Annotated in this window: 16 protein-coding genes; 1 reads left to right on the forward strand and 15 read right to left on the reverse strand. The window is 41.7% G+C overall.

Annotated features, from left to right (window positions below):
* Positions 1–87 precede the first annotated feature (87 nt).
* The 12 genes from V8F51_RS10135 to V8F51_RS10190 form a co-directional block, all read right to left on the reverse strand.
* The gene (locus tag V8F51_RS10135; protein WP_337100079.1) at positions 88–567 is read right to left on the reverse strand and encodes a DinB family protein; all 480 of its coding nucleotides are present in this window, start codon (positions 565–567) and stop codon (positions 88–90) included.
* A 30-nt stretch (positions 568–597) separates the two neighbouring features.
* On the reverse strand, positions 598–882 hold the full coding sequence (locus V8F51_RS10140) for an NUDIX hydrolase (protein WP_337100080.1): 285 nt from the start codon (positions 880–882) through the stop codon (positions 598–600).
* Positions 883–936: 54 nt separating this feature from the next.
* A complete protein-coding gene (locus tag V8F51_RS10145; RefSeq protein ID WP_337100081.1) occupies positions 937–1,482 on the reverse strand; it encodes a GrpB family protein in 546 nt (181 codons plus the stop codon).
* A gap of 78 nt (positions 1,483–1,560) precedes the next feature.
* Positions 1,561–2,040 carry a DinB family protein gene (locus V8F51_RS10150; RefSeq protein WP_337100082.1) on the reverse strand — a complete coding sequence of 160 codons (480 nt, stop codon included), beginning with the start codon at positions 2,038–2,040 and terminating at the stop codon, positions 1,561–1,563.
* A 246-nt stretch (positions 2,041–2,286) separates the two neighbouring features.
* Positions 2,287–2,757: a GNAT family N-acetyltransferase gene (locus V8F51_RS10155; RefSeq protein ID WP_337100083.1), complete on the reverse strand. Its 471-nt coding sequence runs from the start codon at positions 2,755–2,757 to the stop codon at positions 2,287–2,289.
* 55 nt (positions 2,758–2,812) lie between these two features.
* The gene (locus V8F51_RS10160) at positions 2,813–3,292 is read right to left on the reverse strand and encodes an arsenate reductase/protein-tyrosine-phosphatase family protein (protein WP_337100084.1); all 480 of its coding nucleotides are present in this window, start codon (positions 3,290–3,292) and stop codon (positions 2,813–2,815) included.
* A gap of 19 nt (positions 3,293–3,311) precedes the next feature.
* Entirely contained in the window at positions 3,312–3,977 is a 666-nt protein-coding gene (locus tag V8F51_RS10165; protein WP_337100085.1) for a hypothetical protein, read from the reverse strand.
* Complete coding sequence (locus V8F51_RS10170; protein WP_337100086.1) at positions 3,974–4,624, reverse strand: cysteine peptidase family C39 domain-containing protein; 651 nt, start codon at positions 4,622–4,624, stop codon at positions 3,974–3,976. Before V8F51_RS10170 ends, V8F51_RS10165 begins: the two co-directional genes overlap by 4 nt.
* Positions 4,625–4,671: 47 nt before the next feature.
* A complete protein-coding gene (locus V8F51_RS10175; protein WP_337100087.1) occupies positions 4,672–5,145 on the reverse strand; it encodes a GNAT family N-acetyltransferase in 474 nt (157 codons plus the stop codon).
* Positions 5,146–5,162: 17 nt separating this feature from the next.
* The gene (locus tag V8F51_RS10180) at positions 5,163–5,588 is read right to left on the reverse strand and encodes an NUDIX hydrolase (RefSeq protein WP_337100088.1); all 426 of its coding nucleotides are present in this window, start codon (positions 5,586–5,588) and stop codon (positions 5,163–5,165) included.
* Between the two features lie 40 nt (positions 5,589–5,628).
* A complete protein-coding gene (locus V8F51_RS10185) occupies positions 5,629–6,012 on the reverse strand; it encodes a DUF5071 domain-containing protein (protein ID WP_337100089.1) in 384 nt (127 codons plus the stop codon).
* Between the two features lie 81 nt (positions 6,013–6,093).
* Complete coding sequence (locus V8F51_RS10190; protein WP_337100090.1) at positions 6,094–6,918, reverse strand: YwqG family protein; 825 nt, start codon at positions 6,916–6,918, stop codon at positions 6,094–6,096.
* A 409-nt stretch (positions 6,919–7,327) separates the two neighbouring features.
* Here V8F51_RS10190 and V8F51_RS10195 point away from each other — a divergent pair, with 409 nt between their 5' ends.
* Positions 7,328–12,442 carry an S-layer homology domain-containing protein gene (locus tag V8F51_RS10195; protein ID WP_337100091.1) on the forward strand — a complete coding sequence of 1,705 codons (5,115 nt, stop codon included), beginning with the start codon at positions 7,328–7,330 and terminating at the stop codon, positions 12,440–12,442.
* Positions 12,443–12,525: 83 nt separating this feature from the next.
* On the opposite strand, the gene V8F51_RS10200 is transcribed toward V8F51_RS10195, so the two are convergent.
* The 3 genes from V8F51_RS10200 to V8F51_RS10210 all read right to left on the reverse strand — a co-directional run bounded on the left by V8F51_RS10200 (position 12,526) and on the right by V8F51_RS10210 (position 15,980).
* Positions 12,526–13,455 (reverse strand): response regulator, encoded by a 930-nt coding sequence (locus tag V8F51_RS10200; RefSeq protein WP_337100092.1) that lies wholly within the window; start codon positions 13,453–13,455, stop codon positions 12,526–12,528.
* Positions 13,452–15,275 carry a histidine kinase gene (locus V8F51_RS10205; protein ID WP_337100093.1) on the reverse strand — a complete coding sequence of 608 codons (1,824 nt, stop codon included), beginning with the start codon at positions 15,273–15,275 and terminating at the stop codon, positions 13,452–13,454. The genes V8F51_RS10200 and V8F51_RS10205 overlap by 4 nt, the downstream gene beginning before the upstream one ends.
* A gap of 192 nt (positions 15,276–15,467) precedes the next feature.
* Positions 15,468–15,980, reverse strand: coding sequence for an 8-oxo-dGTP diphosphatase (locus V8F51_RS10210; protein ID WP_337100094.1), 513 nt, complete (start codon positions 15,978–15,980; stop codon positions 15,468–15,470).
* Between the last annotated feature and the right edge of the window lie 125 nt (positions 15,981–16,105).

The following is a 16,105-nucleotide window of genomic DNA, read 5'->3' on the forward strand; positions in this document are numbered from 1 at the left end:
AAAATTTATAAATAATTCATGTTTATCTTTCAAGAACTCCTCACCATGTACTCTTGTATAGTAATGAATATGTTCTTCCAAAAAATCTTAATTATCAAATAACCCTCTGCCAATAAAGTTTGCAGTAATTGGTTTCTTTCCGATTTCTCGTGCCCATATAGATAATTGGCCGATGTGATGGATTTCGTGGGCAATCACATGTCGCATGACTTCGCCGTATTTATGGGCCTCACGTTCCCCTGCATCCGTGATATCAATCATAATGCGGTCTTCCATGCTGTCATTCCAAGCATAGACAAATGGGGCGACTTTCGCGTGGCAACGGTCAGAGAAATCTATTATATGCTGCACACTGGCCACTTCCTCGAACGGTGGAATTTCAATCGCTTTTTCTTGTATTCCACCGCATATCCAGCCGTACTCGACCGCAACAATGTGATACAGCGTAGGAAGGATGGCCCCTACGCCGCCTGTACGTTTCTTCAGCAATTCTTCTTCGCTCACCGTATCGCACCATTTGAACCAATCTTTGCGAACTTGCCAGTTATACTCGAATAGTTTCAACATGCTGCTGCCTCCTTAACTATTCATTAAGAGTTATTTGGTCTGAAATGCTACAAATGGTTTAACACATTCTACCTCGAAGTAATTTCCTTCAGTAACGATTCTTAATTCTTCTCCTTCAATTTCAGAAAGATCTAAGCCGGTTTCTTCTTTCACTTCTCTTCTCAAAGCTTGTATTAATGATTCGAACGGTTCAATGCGCCCGCCTGGAAGTTCAATTGTTACTGGCTCATTCGGTTTCACTCTATTTTGAACCACTATTTCTATATGGCCATCAATACGTCTTTCAATGATTGCTCTTGTATTCACATAAAACATAATAATCAACCTCTCTGTGTCGTTATTTCCATCTGCCCATAAGGATATCTTATTTTACAAGTCCGATTTACTTGGTTGCCATCCGATCTCTTGGCTCCATTTATTTGCCTTTAACATGATGTTCCATACTATTTCTGTTTTTCCATCCACATATCGTTCCCTTTGGTCTCTATACTGATCTGCAAGATCAAACTTGACTCGAGCATATTCATTTCTTTCAAATTCATGTTCTCTTAAATAATCCGGGAATAATAAATTGAATTGTTCTGACCAGCTGCCTAGCTGCCGCACATGAATATGAGTCCTTCTCATTTCGGGCGACTCTCTAAAATATCTTTTTGTCAAATCATCATTATCTTTGCGATGATGATAGCCCAGCACTTCAAGTCCTGCTTTTATCCCATCGATTTTATTTAGATCAAATACCGATATTTGAACATCTATAATTGGCTTCGCAGCTAATCCGACTACGGCTGTAGAGCCAATATGATCGATCCTTTTAACCATAGTTCCTACTTGTTCAATAATTTTTCTGCGCAGCTCCGCGTAAATAACAGGCCATTCATCATTATATTGCTGAATAATTACTGGATCCTTCATTTTAGTGTTCACCTACTTAGGGGATATGTTTACGGATGTCTAGATCTGAAACCTTCTATATAGTTCTTATGGGTCTTCTTAAATATTCCTTGCTCTACTAATGAGATTTCTTCCAATAAAATTCGAACTTGCTGGCACAATGCCAAGTTCTCTTGCCCAAATTGATAATTGACCAATATGATGAACCTCATGAACGACAACATGTTTTAATATTTCCTCTTTGCTATACGACTCTTGCATCCATGAAGGATTTATCTTGTCAGCGGCTTCTTCATCCGTCCAAAGTTTCAAATACTCTTTTATCTCTTCTCTCAATTGACTAGATAGGAGTGATAAGGATTGAAGATCTGGATAGCTATCGAAATTTAAAGGTACATCGGGTTTATTAAATATTGCTCTAATCCAACTGTATTCAACATCCGTGATATGTAACAATGTCTTCCATATTGTCCCTAGTCCTGCGTTACGCTCCTTAACAAGTTCTTCATATGATACTGTTTCAAAAACCTTCATATATTCATCTCGAACTTCCCAGTTGTATAGGATTAGACTTATCATTATTTCAATCCTTTCAAAGAGTTGCCCCTTCACTTACTTGAATCATTAATTCTTCTATTTTATTTATGACTTCAATGATGCTTCGTGTTTCATACTTGATTATAGGCATTGGAATAAGTCTTCATTGTATTCCCATCGGTGTTCATGATCTTCATTTATAAAATGTTCGGGAGATACTTGGGTTAACACGTTCCACTCAACTGTCCAGCCCAATGGAATTCTAAGCGGCACTAATTGAATCGTCATTTATGCCAGTTCCTTTATCAACAACGATACTTTCTTCGTATTGTAATAATAATCATAAACGGCATCTTTTTCTGTCCAACCCTCTAAGTCATGATTAACACTATAGCCAAGCTTATTATAATATTTTATGTTTTCCTGCTTACCAGTAAGTAAGGTGGCGAGCTCACAGCCCTTAGCTTTAAGACTATTCTCAAAATAACATAGCAGTCTCTCCCCTATACCTAACCTTCGATATTCGGATTTTACAAATAAATAGTTCAGATAACCATGTGTGGTTTTCGTTTGATCAATAAATCCAAGAGCAAATCCAATGACCTCATTATTAACAGTAGCCACCCAACATGTATCTCTAAAAAAGCGATAGAAAGATAAGTATATTGAATCCCTTTCCTTGGGAAACGGGGAACAATCCATATTCATGATCTGAATAATAAACTGATCGCTAAGTTTACTGTATTGGACATCTTCCATGAGCATCACCCTTAAACTTTAGTCGGCTACCTTTATTGCTTGTATGAAGATCTCATCATGCTCTTAACTTATTTAAATTGTTCATTATTACTGGTATCGCATAATAAAAATAGAGAATTAGTTCTTTCATCTTATCTTCAAAATCATCGCTATCCGGAGCTCCAATGTTTACAGGAGTATTCCGCCCATTATAGATTTCATTGAACAAAAAAATTTCCTTGTTGTACTCTTCACTTACATAGTCCTTATGTAAATCGCTCATCCCAATGATGTACTCATAGTTAATAAATGAATCTTCGCTGAACTGCGTTCTCTTAAATTCCGATGTATCTATACCCATTTCATTCATGATTTGAAAATGAAGATTAGAGTAGTTGCTGATATCACTGCTAGCTCTTATTCCTGAAGAAGCAATATAAACATCGGTAATATTGTTCTGCTTTAAATAACTCTTCGCGCAAAACTCAGCAATCACGCTACGAGTAAAATTATCCGTGCATAAGAACAAGATTTTCATACGAATCAGCCCTTTCACGTTAGTTGCTTCGACCTTCTTATAACGTTGTTGTGTCTTTACGACGCCTAGAGGCTCTTGCCTTATAAAATATCCATGTCTTTAACAATGATTCTTTATCCTTATGTGTTGCTATTCTATTCCGATAATGGAAATCTTCCAATGAACCTTTCAGCTTACCGGTTGGTACAACTGGCTCATGAGAGATCCATTCATCAAATTGAATTATCCCGTGACCTGACATTACGAATTTATCTTTAGGAAGGATGTATACCATCCCTTCTGTCCATGGCTTGTTCTTCATGGTGGATTCGTTTATTGAATAAAAATGATATTTCTTGCTTCGGCCTACGAGACAGCCGTTCCTAAAGCTTCCGATTAACCGGCTTCGATTGAATATTGCGTAAAAAATGGACCAAATCGGGTCTGAGGATGCAAAAACGGCTTTCGTCATTTTACCGTTATATAGAGTTTGTTCGCGGGGTTCAAAGCATTCAATGTTATGATTATTAGAGCCATGAAAAACATAGTTACCTTTCAAAGATAAATACATTAAGAATCGAGACTTTTGAAATGGTAACTGATCATTAATCAAACGCCCCTCTTTAATAGTTAAGGCTAATTGTTCGAATTGAACAATTTCATCATTGGAAAATACAATTTTAGGAGATGAATATAACAAAATCGATAATAGAAAAGAAATCATCTGCTTGAATTCACCCTCTTATTCTGATCTTGACTCGTCGTCATATTTGATTGCTTTTGGTGTATGACGATGTACGAGTTTTTGCAAAAAGGCATCCAGGTTTTCCATACAGCTTCTAAATCGCTAATCAGTATTTTGCGGTTGTAGTGCTTTTCGTCGCAGTTTATTGTGTGTTTTAATGAGTCTGCCAAATAAAAATATTCATCGTCATAACCTACAACCGGAACAAAGTGTAAATATCTTTTATCGGGAAAAACCTTTATGAACGCAATAACTGGCATCCCCTGACTTATTTGTTTCTTTAACGTATTTGCATTACCAAAATAATAAGACACATCAAAATCAAGTTTCTTGAAAAATACGGTTATCCCCCTAGGACTGACTGTTCCATCAAGCAACTTTCGAGGATACTTACTATAAAGTTTGTTACCATCGGCTTCATTCCCAAGATGTCTCAGAATAAAAGCAGATGAATATGCAGCACATTCATTGTTTTGCTGGATATCCATCCTATTCACAGTTTGAATACAATATGAACTAGGTATCTCGCTTATATTTATCTTATCTTTCTTGGGGAATTTATAAAAATATGAAAGTACTGCAAACACGAATACGATGATTAGCAGCCAGTTAGCAATAATCGCCATTGGACCTCCTACCAAATCTGAATGACATGAATATCGACTAAGAGCAGCTACATCATGCGTTTCTCATAAAACACAATAGTCATTTTGTCGTTAATTTGTTTTAGTTCCCCTGTCTTTTGATAACCTAATTTTTCATAGAGATAACAATTCCCCTGCTCTTGTACGAATGTATCCAGCTCCCATAGCCTCGCATCGTTATATGTTTCTTCGATAATCGAAAATACCTTTTGAGCAATTCCTTTCCCTTGATAATCAGGCAAAATAAAGATTGGGCTGACGCGGTAGGTTTGATTCTCTTTCCTTACGATCCTAATTGCACCTACTGATAGATTTGAGCTTTTTATAATGTAATAGTCCGCGAATGACTGCTTTAATCGATCAATTATTCGTTCCAAAGATTCATTAGCAGGACTGGTATCATAATCTTGATATTTATTTAGTAAAGGTTTGAACGCCTTGATTTGCATTTCGTGAATAGCCGATGCTTCATTAAGACCTGACTTGAATAAAGTAATATCCATTTGATTACCCCTTACGCTCAAATATTGTTATCGTCATGAAATTCAATACAAAACGGTTGCATTTCAGGTCTCAAACAGTACTCTATTCTTTGTCTAAAATCTTTCCAATCCACTTTTTCTAGTGCTTCTTCTATTGGAAAAAACCCTGAATCCAAGCTCTCTTCCGAACGTATTAATTGTCCGCCTACAGGCTTCGCTAAAAACAGTGCGTTGCAAACTGAATTCCCTACGTTCTGAAAGATTCCGCAGAATTTAATAATCTCTATATCGATTCCGGACTCCTCTTTCGTTTCTCTTATGGCTGCATGACTTAAGGATTCTCTTTCTTCAACTTGACCGCCAGGCATCTCCCAGCCTCTTCTTGGTCCTTTAATAAGCAACAACTCGTTTTTTTCATTTATTACAATAGCAGCAGCAGAAACAATATGCTTAGGTGGGTTCATAACAGTCTCTCCCTAATGTTCATGTGTCACTAATATAACTTCAAATCCTTAATAACAGTTCAGTTAAAACATCTTCTAGTTCTTCATATTCTTCATCAGGTGTTGGCGTGTTTTTCATTCTTTCCAGATCCGGCTTCAAAAGAATTAATACTCTATCAGGGAGCCTTTTAATTAGTCCATGTAGTAAGAAGTATTTCCATGTTCCATCATTGGTTTGAAAAATGTCTTTCACATAAGGAATTAATTCATCTTGAAAATTAATTACAATATCCTCAACACCCTGAGCAATTGGCCAATTGGCATCTTGCAGCCAAACAAGCAGATCGGGAAGAATCGGTTTAATTTCAATTAACTCCAGAGTTCTAAGAATATTCACTCTTTCGTGATCGTGTTTGTTTTGAGGAATTAATTCACTTGGATTCATATCATGGTTTCACCACTTTCATCGTTGTAGTGTTTATCGCTCATTAAGGTATGAATATACAGATATACCCTTCCGCGATCCCTAGCTTCCTTCTTGTATAGTGGTTACACTATCAAACTGTAAATTCCTCAAATCATAATCTTTAATCCAAAAGTATAGTCTCCCAGTGTCACCCCATTCCATGTTAGTACTGTCTTCTGAGTCTATTTGAAGAAGGAGCCTCCAACCCTCACCTTTAAATTCACCCTGAACAGCATCATGATACCCATAAAGTCTATTCATTCCTACATGGGTTTCCAAAGTATAGCCCTTTATATATTTCTTCGAAAAATTTTCTTTGAATATTTCCCAGTACTTATCATTATTTTCTTCACCCCATGATAACCCGAGCACTTCATTTACTTCATAAGATTCTACCTCAGGAACACTCCATTCAATTTGAGGGAAAACACTCGCACTAAAAAACTGCAATTCCTTCGATAGTTGTTTAGGTGGTTGAGTTCTTACCAAATCATTTATTTCTCCGTCGTAAAATAGAACTTTTGAAGTCATAGGGTTATTCTCAAAATCGATTTCTTCATACATCGCTTCGGGATATGTTGTATAAAAGAAATAAATGATTCCTTTAGCTGGATATTTATCGTTATCAGTCTGAATGATAGGCATTTCTTGCAAATTGATCTGTGCAATAAATGACATGGGGTACTCTTTCCAATACGGCCATTCAACATTTGCAGGCAAATCTGGTTGACCCCCTAATTTTGTTTGACCTATTGCTAATTTTTTCTCTGACTCTCTTTCCGTTATTAAACGGATAGATGGCTTGATCATGCTTTGAAATTGTTCTGAATAATCTTCTAGTCCTGCTTTATGAAACATAGATAAAATGTCTGCTTTTGCTTCCATTACTGAGCTCACCTCTTCATTATTATTAATTGCGTATTTCTTGCCACATCCAGATAGAATAAATATCAATAATAGAAATAGAAAGATTCTGATTCTGCTCCCCAATGACTGAAATACCTCTTCAAATAAAGTCTTACTTTCCCTCTGTATAGGCTGCACGATCATATAAAATGTTCTTTATCCAAATTTTACCTTCTTATTCTTAAATGTGCAAGATATGTGTTCCAACCCTCCATTTACCTCTCAGAAAAAATCTACGATCCGGAAAATCGGGTTTGAACACACAGACGCCAGAGCGCTTTTCAAGACTGCCTTCACTACATCCACTGTGTTCAGATTCCATTTAGATCCGTCTGGTAAGATCAGTAATTGACTGCAAGTTGATAGATTATGAGGAGGGAAATTGAACTTGTATAAACGCCTATTAAGTCTTTTGCTATTATCTTGTATACTCGTAACCTTAATGCCTCCTGGGATTCATGCCGCTTCACCGGCTTCTGTCGAACATGCGGCAGCAAACCAAACGACTGCTCAGCCCGTTCCTCAAAGCTGGTTTGAAGACGTGGCACCAACGGCCTGGTTCTACGATGCGGTCATGTATGTCAAGCACAATGGCATATTCAGCGGCACAAGTAAAGATCGCTTTTCGCCTAACGCAACCATGAGTCGTGCCATGTTTGTTACTGTGCTTGGGCGAATAGCCAAAGTGGATGTAAGTCAATACAAAACTTCCGCATTTACAGATGTGCAGCCGGGCGATTGGTATGCGCCTTATGTGCAATGGGCAATCGAACGCGGCATTACTAGCGGAACCGGCGGCAACAGATTTTCGCCGAACGCCGCTATATCAAGAGAGCAGATGGCAACGCTGACATTGAAGTATTTTGAAAGCGATGGTATACCTTATCAAACAAACGACAGCACCTCTACGCCTAACGACATATCCGCCATTTCTCCATGGGCGGTTGATGCGGCCGTAAAGCTTTGGCAAGCCGGCTTGTTTGCCGGAGATGCAAACGGCAATTTCCAACCGCATTCAAAGGCGACTCGCGCTGAAGCGGCCGTTCTTTTTATGCGTGCGGACAAAGTCGCGAGGGCCAGCGACAGCATAACCTACACGGTTACGTTTAACCCGAATGGCGGCTCGCCGATCGACAGCTTGAGTATGAATCGAGGCGAATCGCTGAATCAGCTTCCACTCGCATACAAGCAAGGCTCCATTTTCAATGGCTGGTATAAAGATCGTGCATTTACACAACCGGTAATGAATCACGATACCGTCAAGAGCGACATGACCTTGTATGCCAATTATATTGCATCGCCTGATGATGCTGTGAACATTACTCCGAATGCATACGCAATGGACCAGTCGCCGAACTTTAGGATCACCGTGAAAGATTCTACTGGTAAAATGACGGCGGCGGCCGTTCAAGCCGGCATGACATTCAAATCTCCGTCCAATCCTGATTTTGCAGGAATTACGGTATCCGGCTCGAACGGCAACTTTACTGTAGCTGCAAAAAACGGTGTATTCGAAGAGGGTAGCACCTACCAAATCACTTTGAATGATACAAGCCTTGCCTTCACAGGCAAAGACGCAACAACTAGAAATTATATTTTTAGTATTGCGAAACAAGAGGTCATGCAGTTGCCTCTAAATCCTTACATGATTTATTTGAGTTTTTCCGATATCTCTCAGATGACCCAGAATGGCGTATCCGTTTCTTCCCCCTCAATCGCTGTAATGAGCGCGATCGTTGGTGGTGGATCGGATTCGAACCCGTCCCCTGTTGCGAGCGGCACCTTTCGATATGACGGAAATACGCGCTTAAAAATGGGCGATACCGTCTCGGTTTATGAAGGGACCCGCCCCGATCTGCGTACTTTGGATACTTCCGATGATGGCGATGTCGCCTATGTAGCGATCACTGGGATCAACGGGAATATCTATTCCTACACCGGCGCAAATCCGATGGACGTTCTGCTTAAACCGCATGTGCTGCCGGTCGACCCTGCGTCGGATACCGACGGGGACAGGACGAACCGCTCCATCACGGTCGCTCCGGCGTCAATGGATTATTCCGACGCCAAATATGCGCCTATGGGGCTTAACGCGGCTACCGTTGCCAGAGTCGGAGACTTCCTGGCGCTCGTCAATATGGTTACGGGAGCCTCTTCAGGCTACGGGAAAGTGACGTCCGTCTCTAGCTCAGGGAATCATTATGTCATTGCTTATTCCGATGCGACACAAGATGACATTACCCACGCCTTCGATTTCTATAAGCAGGAAACGATTGACGGAGACGACCTGTTGTCGCAAGCCGATATTGCTGTTTTGGAGAATCAAATCAAACGGCAAGCGCTGGCAAGCGGATTTGTCGATGAAGCTGCAAACTATTTGTCAACTGCCGCTTTGCAAACCGATAGCTTCAAAACGTTTATCGCGGCCAGCGCACCAACAGCTTTGGGGAATGGCATAAAACCGGCAGTACGTATCCTCTCCGCGGAACCTGCAGCAGAGAATGCTGAAGTCACCCTGCACAACTTGCAGGTTTCGGCAGACATAGGCACGGCGTTATCCCACTTCCAAGGGAAGTCCGGTTTGCGGCTGAATCTCGCAGTTTCAAGCGATATTCAAGTTTCGACAGGCGCGGACAACGATATCCTTATTCATATGAATGCTGCATTTACGGAAGAAATCTCTTTGAGCGTGGGTGTAGACGGCAATACGGTTTGGGGATATATCGATCTGGGGCTCTTCGATCTCCCGTATCCCAAAGACTATCAAGCAAGCGCCAACCTGGACGCCTTCACGTTCACGAGCATTGACGCGTCCGCGCAGATCGGCACCGTGCCGGCGAATACTCCGCTTGATCGCTGGACGAATATTTGGAATACCGCCAAAAATAAAGTAGACATCAAGGCGCAGCTGAAAGCGGTTCTGGAGCAAACACCTTCCACTCCGGCCAAGGTAAACGCCGATACGTTGGTGGAAAGCTATCAATCCATGCTGGAGAACGAGACCGATTGGGTTGATCTGGTGGAGGAAGAAATCTTCGAATACGACCGACACCTGTTAATGGGTCTTCTCCATATTAACTTTACAGGAAATTTCGTCATCAGCATGAATCCGAATATTGCCCTGGGAATCGGCTTCAGCTATGAATCCGCGAAGAGATATACGGCCAGCTTTAAGCTTAGTGAAGGCTCGCCTTCCTTTGGCACCGTAGATTTGCCAGGCGATGGCACCTATAATTTCTATTTCTATGTCATGGGAACACTGGGCCTAAAGGCGGGAATTCGTCTCGAACTGGCGGCTGGTTTGTTCCATGTCGAATTGGATAGTATCGGGATCACGGCAGAAGGCGGCGCCTACCTCCAGCTCTACGGGTATTTCTATTACGAAATCTCATCTTCGGCGCCGACCAAAACGTTAGGAGCGCTGTTCCTGGAGATCGGCATGTATGTGGAGGCAGAATGGGGGGCGCAGGTGTTCGGCGGGTCGTTCTCGTATTCCGAACCCTTCTATAGCGAGTATTGGCCGCTTTATAGAGCCGGCACGCCCACCGGTCATTTCATCGGTTTCGCCTATGAAGAAGAAAATGCGCCTTCATTCGTCGCCTTAGAGCAGACATTGTTCCCATCGATCGGGGACGCCTTGATACTGAACGATTTGAATTTGGTAACGGGCGAAATCATTACAGGTAAAGATCGTCCACAGAGTTACACATTCACCTTTGATAACAATAAGTTTAAGTACGATCCGAATAAAATGAGCGTCACCGTATCGCCGAATACGACGGATGAAACTCTCACCAGCAAAATGACCGTCACGTGGAAGGGGTCAACGACGGGATTGAATTCCATTCCTCACTCGCGCACCATTCATTTGACCTGGTACAAGAGCGGATATCGCACGATAACCTTGAATCCTAATGTCCGATTAGTAAACGGTAAAGATCCAAACGATGAAGTTCAGTTGAACCAGTACGGCCCGGTTGTTGAGCAGGTCAACGCATCACTCAAAACGAAAAAAAAATATCTAACTAATACGCGTACAAGAGCCGGATATACATTCAAGGGTTGGACATTGGATCCCGAAGGAACGAAACCTTACCTCATTCCCGATCTCATGCCGGCACAGAATTTAACGCTCTATGCACAATGGACACCGCACAAAAACGTACAATACACGGTCGATTACGTGATGGTTGATCCTGATACAGGGAAACGTACTTCCAAGAAACATGATGACTATTATGGTACAGCAGGCGATTCCGTTTCGCCGGTACCTATCAAGATCGAAGGTTATGATACACCGCCAACGCAATCCTATACAATTTCTGCAAGCCGTTCGAAAATGATATACGAATACCTGCCAACCAAACGCAAAATGACTTTCTATTCTGATCCGGGCGGTACTCCGACCGTTTATTCGGCCAGCAGCTTATCGAAGATACCCGACGGCGCAGTGCCGATTTTTACCAAACCCGGCTATGCCTTTACGGGCTGGTCACAAGCCATTCCAGACACAATGCCGACAACGGACACCGCTTACACCGCGACCTGGAAATTACGAACCGATACGCCTTACCGGGTTTCGAACAGGCTCCAAGGTGTCGGAAGCCCTTCGCTTTACGTTGAAGCCGACATGGGAAGCTTCCAAGGGACAACCGGCGCGCTTGCTGCGCCAGCAATCCAGCTGTATGCCGGCTTCACCTATGACCATAGCACGGCCTATGACAGCAGCGGTAAAACATTGGCATCGAGCACGATTGCAGCCGATGGAAGCCTCACGATCGTACGTTACTACTCGCGTAACAGCTACAACTTGACGTTTGATGCAAACGGAGGCAACGGCGGTTCTACAGCTCTAGTTCAATACGGCGCTGCCATACAAGCGCCAACCGTAACGAAGTCAGGGTGTACGTTAACAGGTTGGTCGCCCGCGCTGGCAAGCACAATGCCGACCCAAGACACAACCTATTCCGCACAATGGAATTGTCCACCGACGACACCGGCGCTTAGCGGCGCCAAGTCGGTTCTGTCCAATGTGAACGGGAAGGTGAGCGGGAGCAGCCTTTCGGCTCCGAGCACCCTGACCGTAGGTCAGTTGTTGAGTGGGTTGAAGGTATCCCGGCACGCTACCGCCAATGTGTTGGATCAAGACTTGGCACCTGTAGCCGATCAGACGGCCATTATTTCTTCAAGCATGATCGTACGCGTTACCGCTCAAAATTCGACGACTGCGGATTATGTGATTCTGTTTAACGACGTAACCTTGACCACGGCAAATCCGAGTTTTCAAATTGATCCGGTCGCAGGGACGATTTCCGTACCTTCATATACTTATGGCATGACATTATCTGTAACTGCTCCACCGAATGGGAGCTATAAAGTCTACAAGCAGAACAACACGGAAATTTCACATGGATATCTTATACAGAGCGGAGACAAGTTAATCGTAACCGCACAGGATGGCACTCAGAAGACGTATACCTTTGTCGTGAGAGCAATTCCTTGAGAAAATGATAGCTCGTAATAATCAGATCGCCCGCAGCTTGTTACAGCTGCGGGCGATCTTTTTTTGCGGAAGCTACTTCAGGTTCATAGCATTTTTTTCATTTCATAGTACTTGGCTTTTTTCTCGTCGCCGCGTTCCCTATGAAACTGGATCAGAATATTTAAAGCATTGTCGAACCTCACCTCGTAAGATTGCTGTATGCTTAACGTCCATGAATAAAGCTTATTTTCAAATAACATGCCTTTGTACAGCTCCACCAATTGCTCGAGAATTTCCATTTTACTCTTATCTTCATTATAACTTCTACTGATGCGATCGAACTCCAACAAATCCGCTTTCATGTCTTCCATATTGAGCCAAATGTTCCCGAGTCTGCTCTTGATCAAATGTTGGATTCCGTAAGCATCGAATCGCTTCTTTAAGTTATATTGCGTCGTATATAAATTTGCATAACCTTTATCCATCTCCAAATCGGGCCACAAGTCATTAATGATTCGTTCTCTGGATACGTATTTGCCGTTCATGCATAGCAAATAGGCTAGAAGCTCTTCCGTTTTTTTGGTTCGCCAATTGTCGTCCATCAATTTCCCGTCGATCAATACGGAAAAATCGCCAAAACACTTCATCTCGATTTTGCGTCCCATGCTGCTTTTGCTTCTAATCTTCTTTACTTTTTCCAATGTGACATAAAGCTGTTCGTACTTCACCGGCTTAACGAGAAAATCCAACGCCTTCGTTTCAAGCGTGTCCGACACATAGGCATGGTGAGCACTTGTGAAAACAAAGTCCATTTCCGGTCTTTTTTTGAACATCATCCCGAGCAAGGTTATGCCATCAATCTCGGGCATTTCGATATCCAGAAAAGCAACGTCGGGCTGTATGCTGTTTATTTCTTCCAAGGCTGTTGCAGGATCTTCATACATCGCAACGACCTCGACATCCGCGATTTTCTCCAACTTGCTTTTCAAGTTCCGCAGCGCATAATATTCGTCGTCTACAATAATAACTTTCATAGCTGCTCCTTAATGGGTATATCAAAACGAACCGAAGTTCCTTTACCCTTCTCGCTGACGATTTGAAGCTGCGTTCCATACTCGGCCTTGAGCCGCGCGTTTATACTGGCAAGCCCAATGCCCTTGCCCGGCGAATATTCTAGCAGTTTATATTTATTCGCGTCTTCAATGCCGATGCCGTCATCTTCTACCGCAATGAAGTAGCCCTTTTCAAGCTCTTTAACCGTGATTGTGACTGTTCCTGCGATTTTCCTTTTGCGTATACCGTGTTTAATCGCATTTTCTACCAAGGGTTGAATAACGAAGCGCGGCACCTTCAATTGTATGCCTGGATCAATATCATAATTGGCAACTATTTTGTCCGGGAATCTGGCTTGCTCAATGCGAACATAAAACTTGACTGCATCCAGCTCATCATGGATAGAAATATATCTTTCCGAATTGCTGTAATCGAATATATTTCTGAGATAATGCGATAAATCGTTTACCAAGTTTCCCGCTTTTTCTTGGTTATCAGCAATAACCCCTTCGATCACGTTCAATGTGTTGTGCACAAAATGCGGATCCATTTGCGCCCGTATAAAAGCAAGTTCGAACTGCCTGGATTGAATTTCGGAATTTTCAAATCTAATTTGATTGCGTTGCTTCTCTTCATTTAAATTATTTATGATTTCTGCGAGAGATAGGGCAAAGGCGGTAGCCGAGACACCTGAAAGAAAAAATAAGTAATAAATAATAATGTAGCTTTGAGGCAGCACTCCGAACACCATCAAATCAAACAAGATGATCGACAAAATAAATAATAGCCATGCCGTTATGAGCTGCGGCGAACGAATGGTTTTGTTCCTTAATCCTTTAAACATAATGATAAAATACAATACATACACCACAGAAGATGCGCCCGCACCAAATGCTCCCAGCTCTTTATTGATAAATAGAAACAGCAATAAATTGATGGGGAAATAAACGATGAGCAACTTCAAACAAAAATCGATCTTGGGGAACCTCGTTTGGGTCTGAAAAATCGCTCTCATAAAAATAACGATGGCCAGCGACATGAGAATGCCGATGCCCGCAGAATATTCTGCAATCCAATAGGCGTACTTGAAGCCCGTAATGTTTAATAGTCCCGTCGTTGCCGCGTTCCATAACAAGGTGGTGAAAACAAAAAAGCAGTATTTTATAAACGTTTTGTTTTTTATGGCTAAGCCCGTGATCAAGTGATAAAAAAACAATGCAGCTAGAACGCCGAATAAGATGCCCCCTACCCAGACGTTTATCATGCTTGTTTTCCTAAAGAGATCGTAATTTACGAGCCCGACAATAAAGTTCTGTCCGTATAACGATTGGCTTGTCATGTATATGTATTGATTATGATCAAAGTGAGGCGGGATTTGGAATGCGGGGTAGACATAGCCGATCTCATCGGAATTGCTCTTATACGCGTACCCGAAATGCTCTGTTATGTAATCGTTACTTGTCGGGAGGTAAATCGTTACATCTTCAAAAAGCGGGTTGTTTATTGAAAGGTAATTGATTTCATCCGCGTTATACCGGTTTAATTTTATTTTGAACCATAATCGGACCGGAGAATAGCCAACCTTGGAATAGTTATCAGGCAAAGCTACGAATTGATCGCTTACTTTAACATCGGATAAGGTCATGTTTCCTGAACGGTCTTTTAGAATCTCCATACTGATATCATCTTTGGATTTGTTCGCATCCTGAAAGTAAATGACGAAAACGAATGCGGTGCAAAGCGATATAGCTAAAATAATGGTCATTATTTTTATTAAAAATGTAGTAGATTCCGATCTCATTAATAGACTCCCCAGTAAACTCGGATGGTGTCGACTCTTGGAGCAATTCTACCATGGTTCCATCCATCCATCAATCTGTCCTGCAGGCACGACGGATCAGGTTTAATTCATCTTTTTATGCTGCCTCAAATTCCTGGGCGACGAAGTCGCCGGGCACGATGCGAGGGAGACGCACGATGCGTGAATATGGTGTTATCTGAAGGAACTAGCTTCTGCAATTCGACCCTCACTATAGTATTTCTCCGTTTTATTCAATTCTATATTTTTGTTTTCATCCCAGATCGTAGATTGTTCAAACACTCCAGGTTTAAAGAACAATGGTATTCTCTTTCGAAACCAATCTTGCATTGGAAGATCATCAATTTGATTTCTATCGACCCACAGTAATTCTCCTTCTGGGGGATTCTCCAATAATTCACCTTCGAAGGAGGTAACAAGATAGTTAAAGACCATGTATCTAAGGCCGGAATTTATCTCACAAAATTCATTCAAACCTTTATATATTATTTCTTTGACTATCAATCCTGTTTCTTCTCTTACTTCTCTGATAGCACCATCAACAATACTCTCTGGAAATTCTACCTTTCCTCCAGGAGCGATGTAACCTGGAAACCCTAAGTCTTTAGGTCGATTCATAAGTAATATTTGATTACCATCTTGAATCATACATAGGGTTAAGACCTTATACTGTACTTCTATTGTCATCCTGACTCCTCACTTCCCGTTGTTTAAATGTTGATCAGTTCTTTCAGATAACGTAGTTGTGTTCATGACGTCCGATATAGTCGGATGTGTCCGGTCGATTCTGCTTCACTGCTATATGGTGTTAT

It is taken from the genome of Paenibacillus sp. YIM B09110 (genome assembly GCF_037167145.1).
Taxonomy (GTDB): Bacteria; Bacillota; Bacilli; order Paenibacillales; family Paenibacillaceae; genus Pristimantibacillus.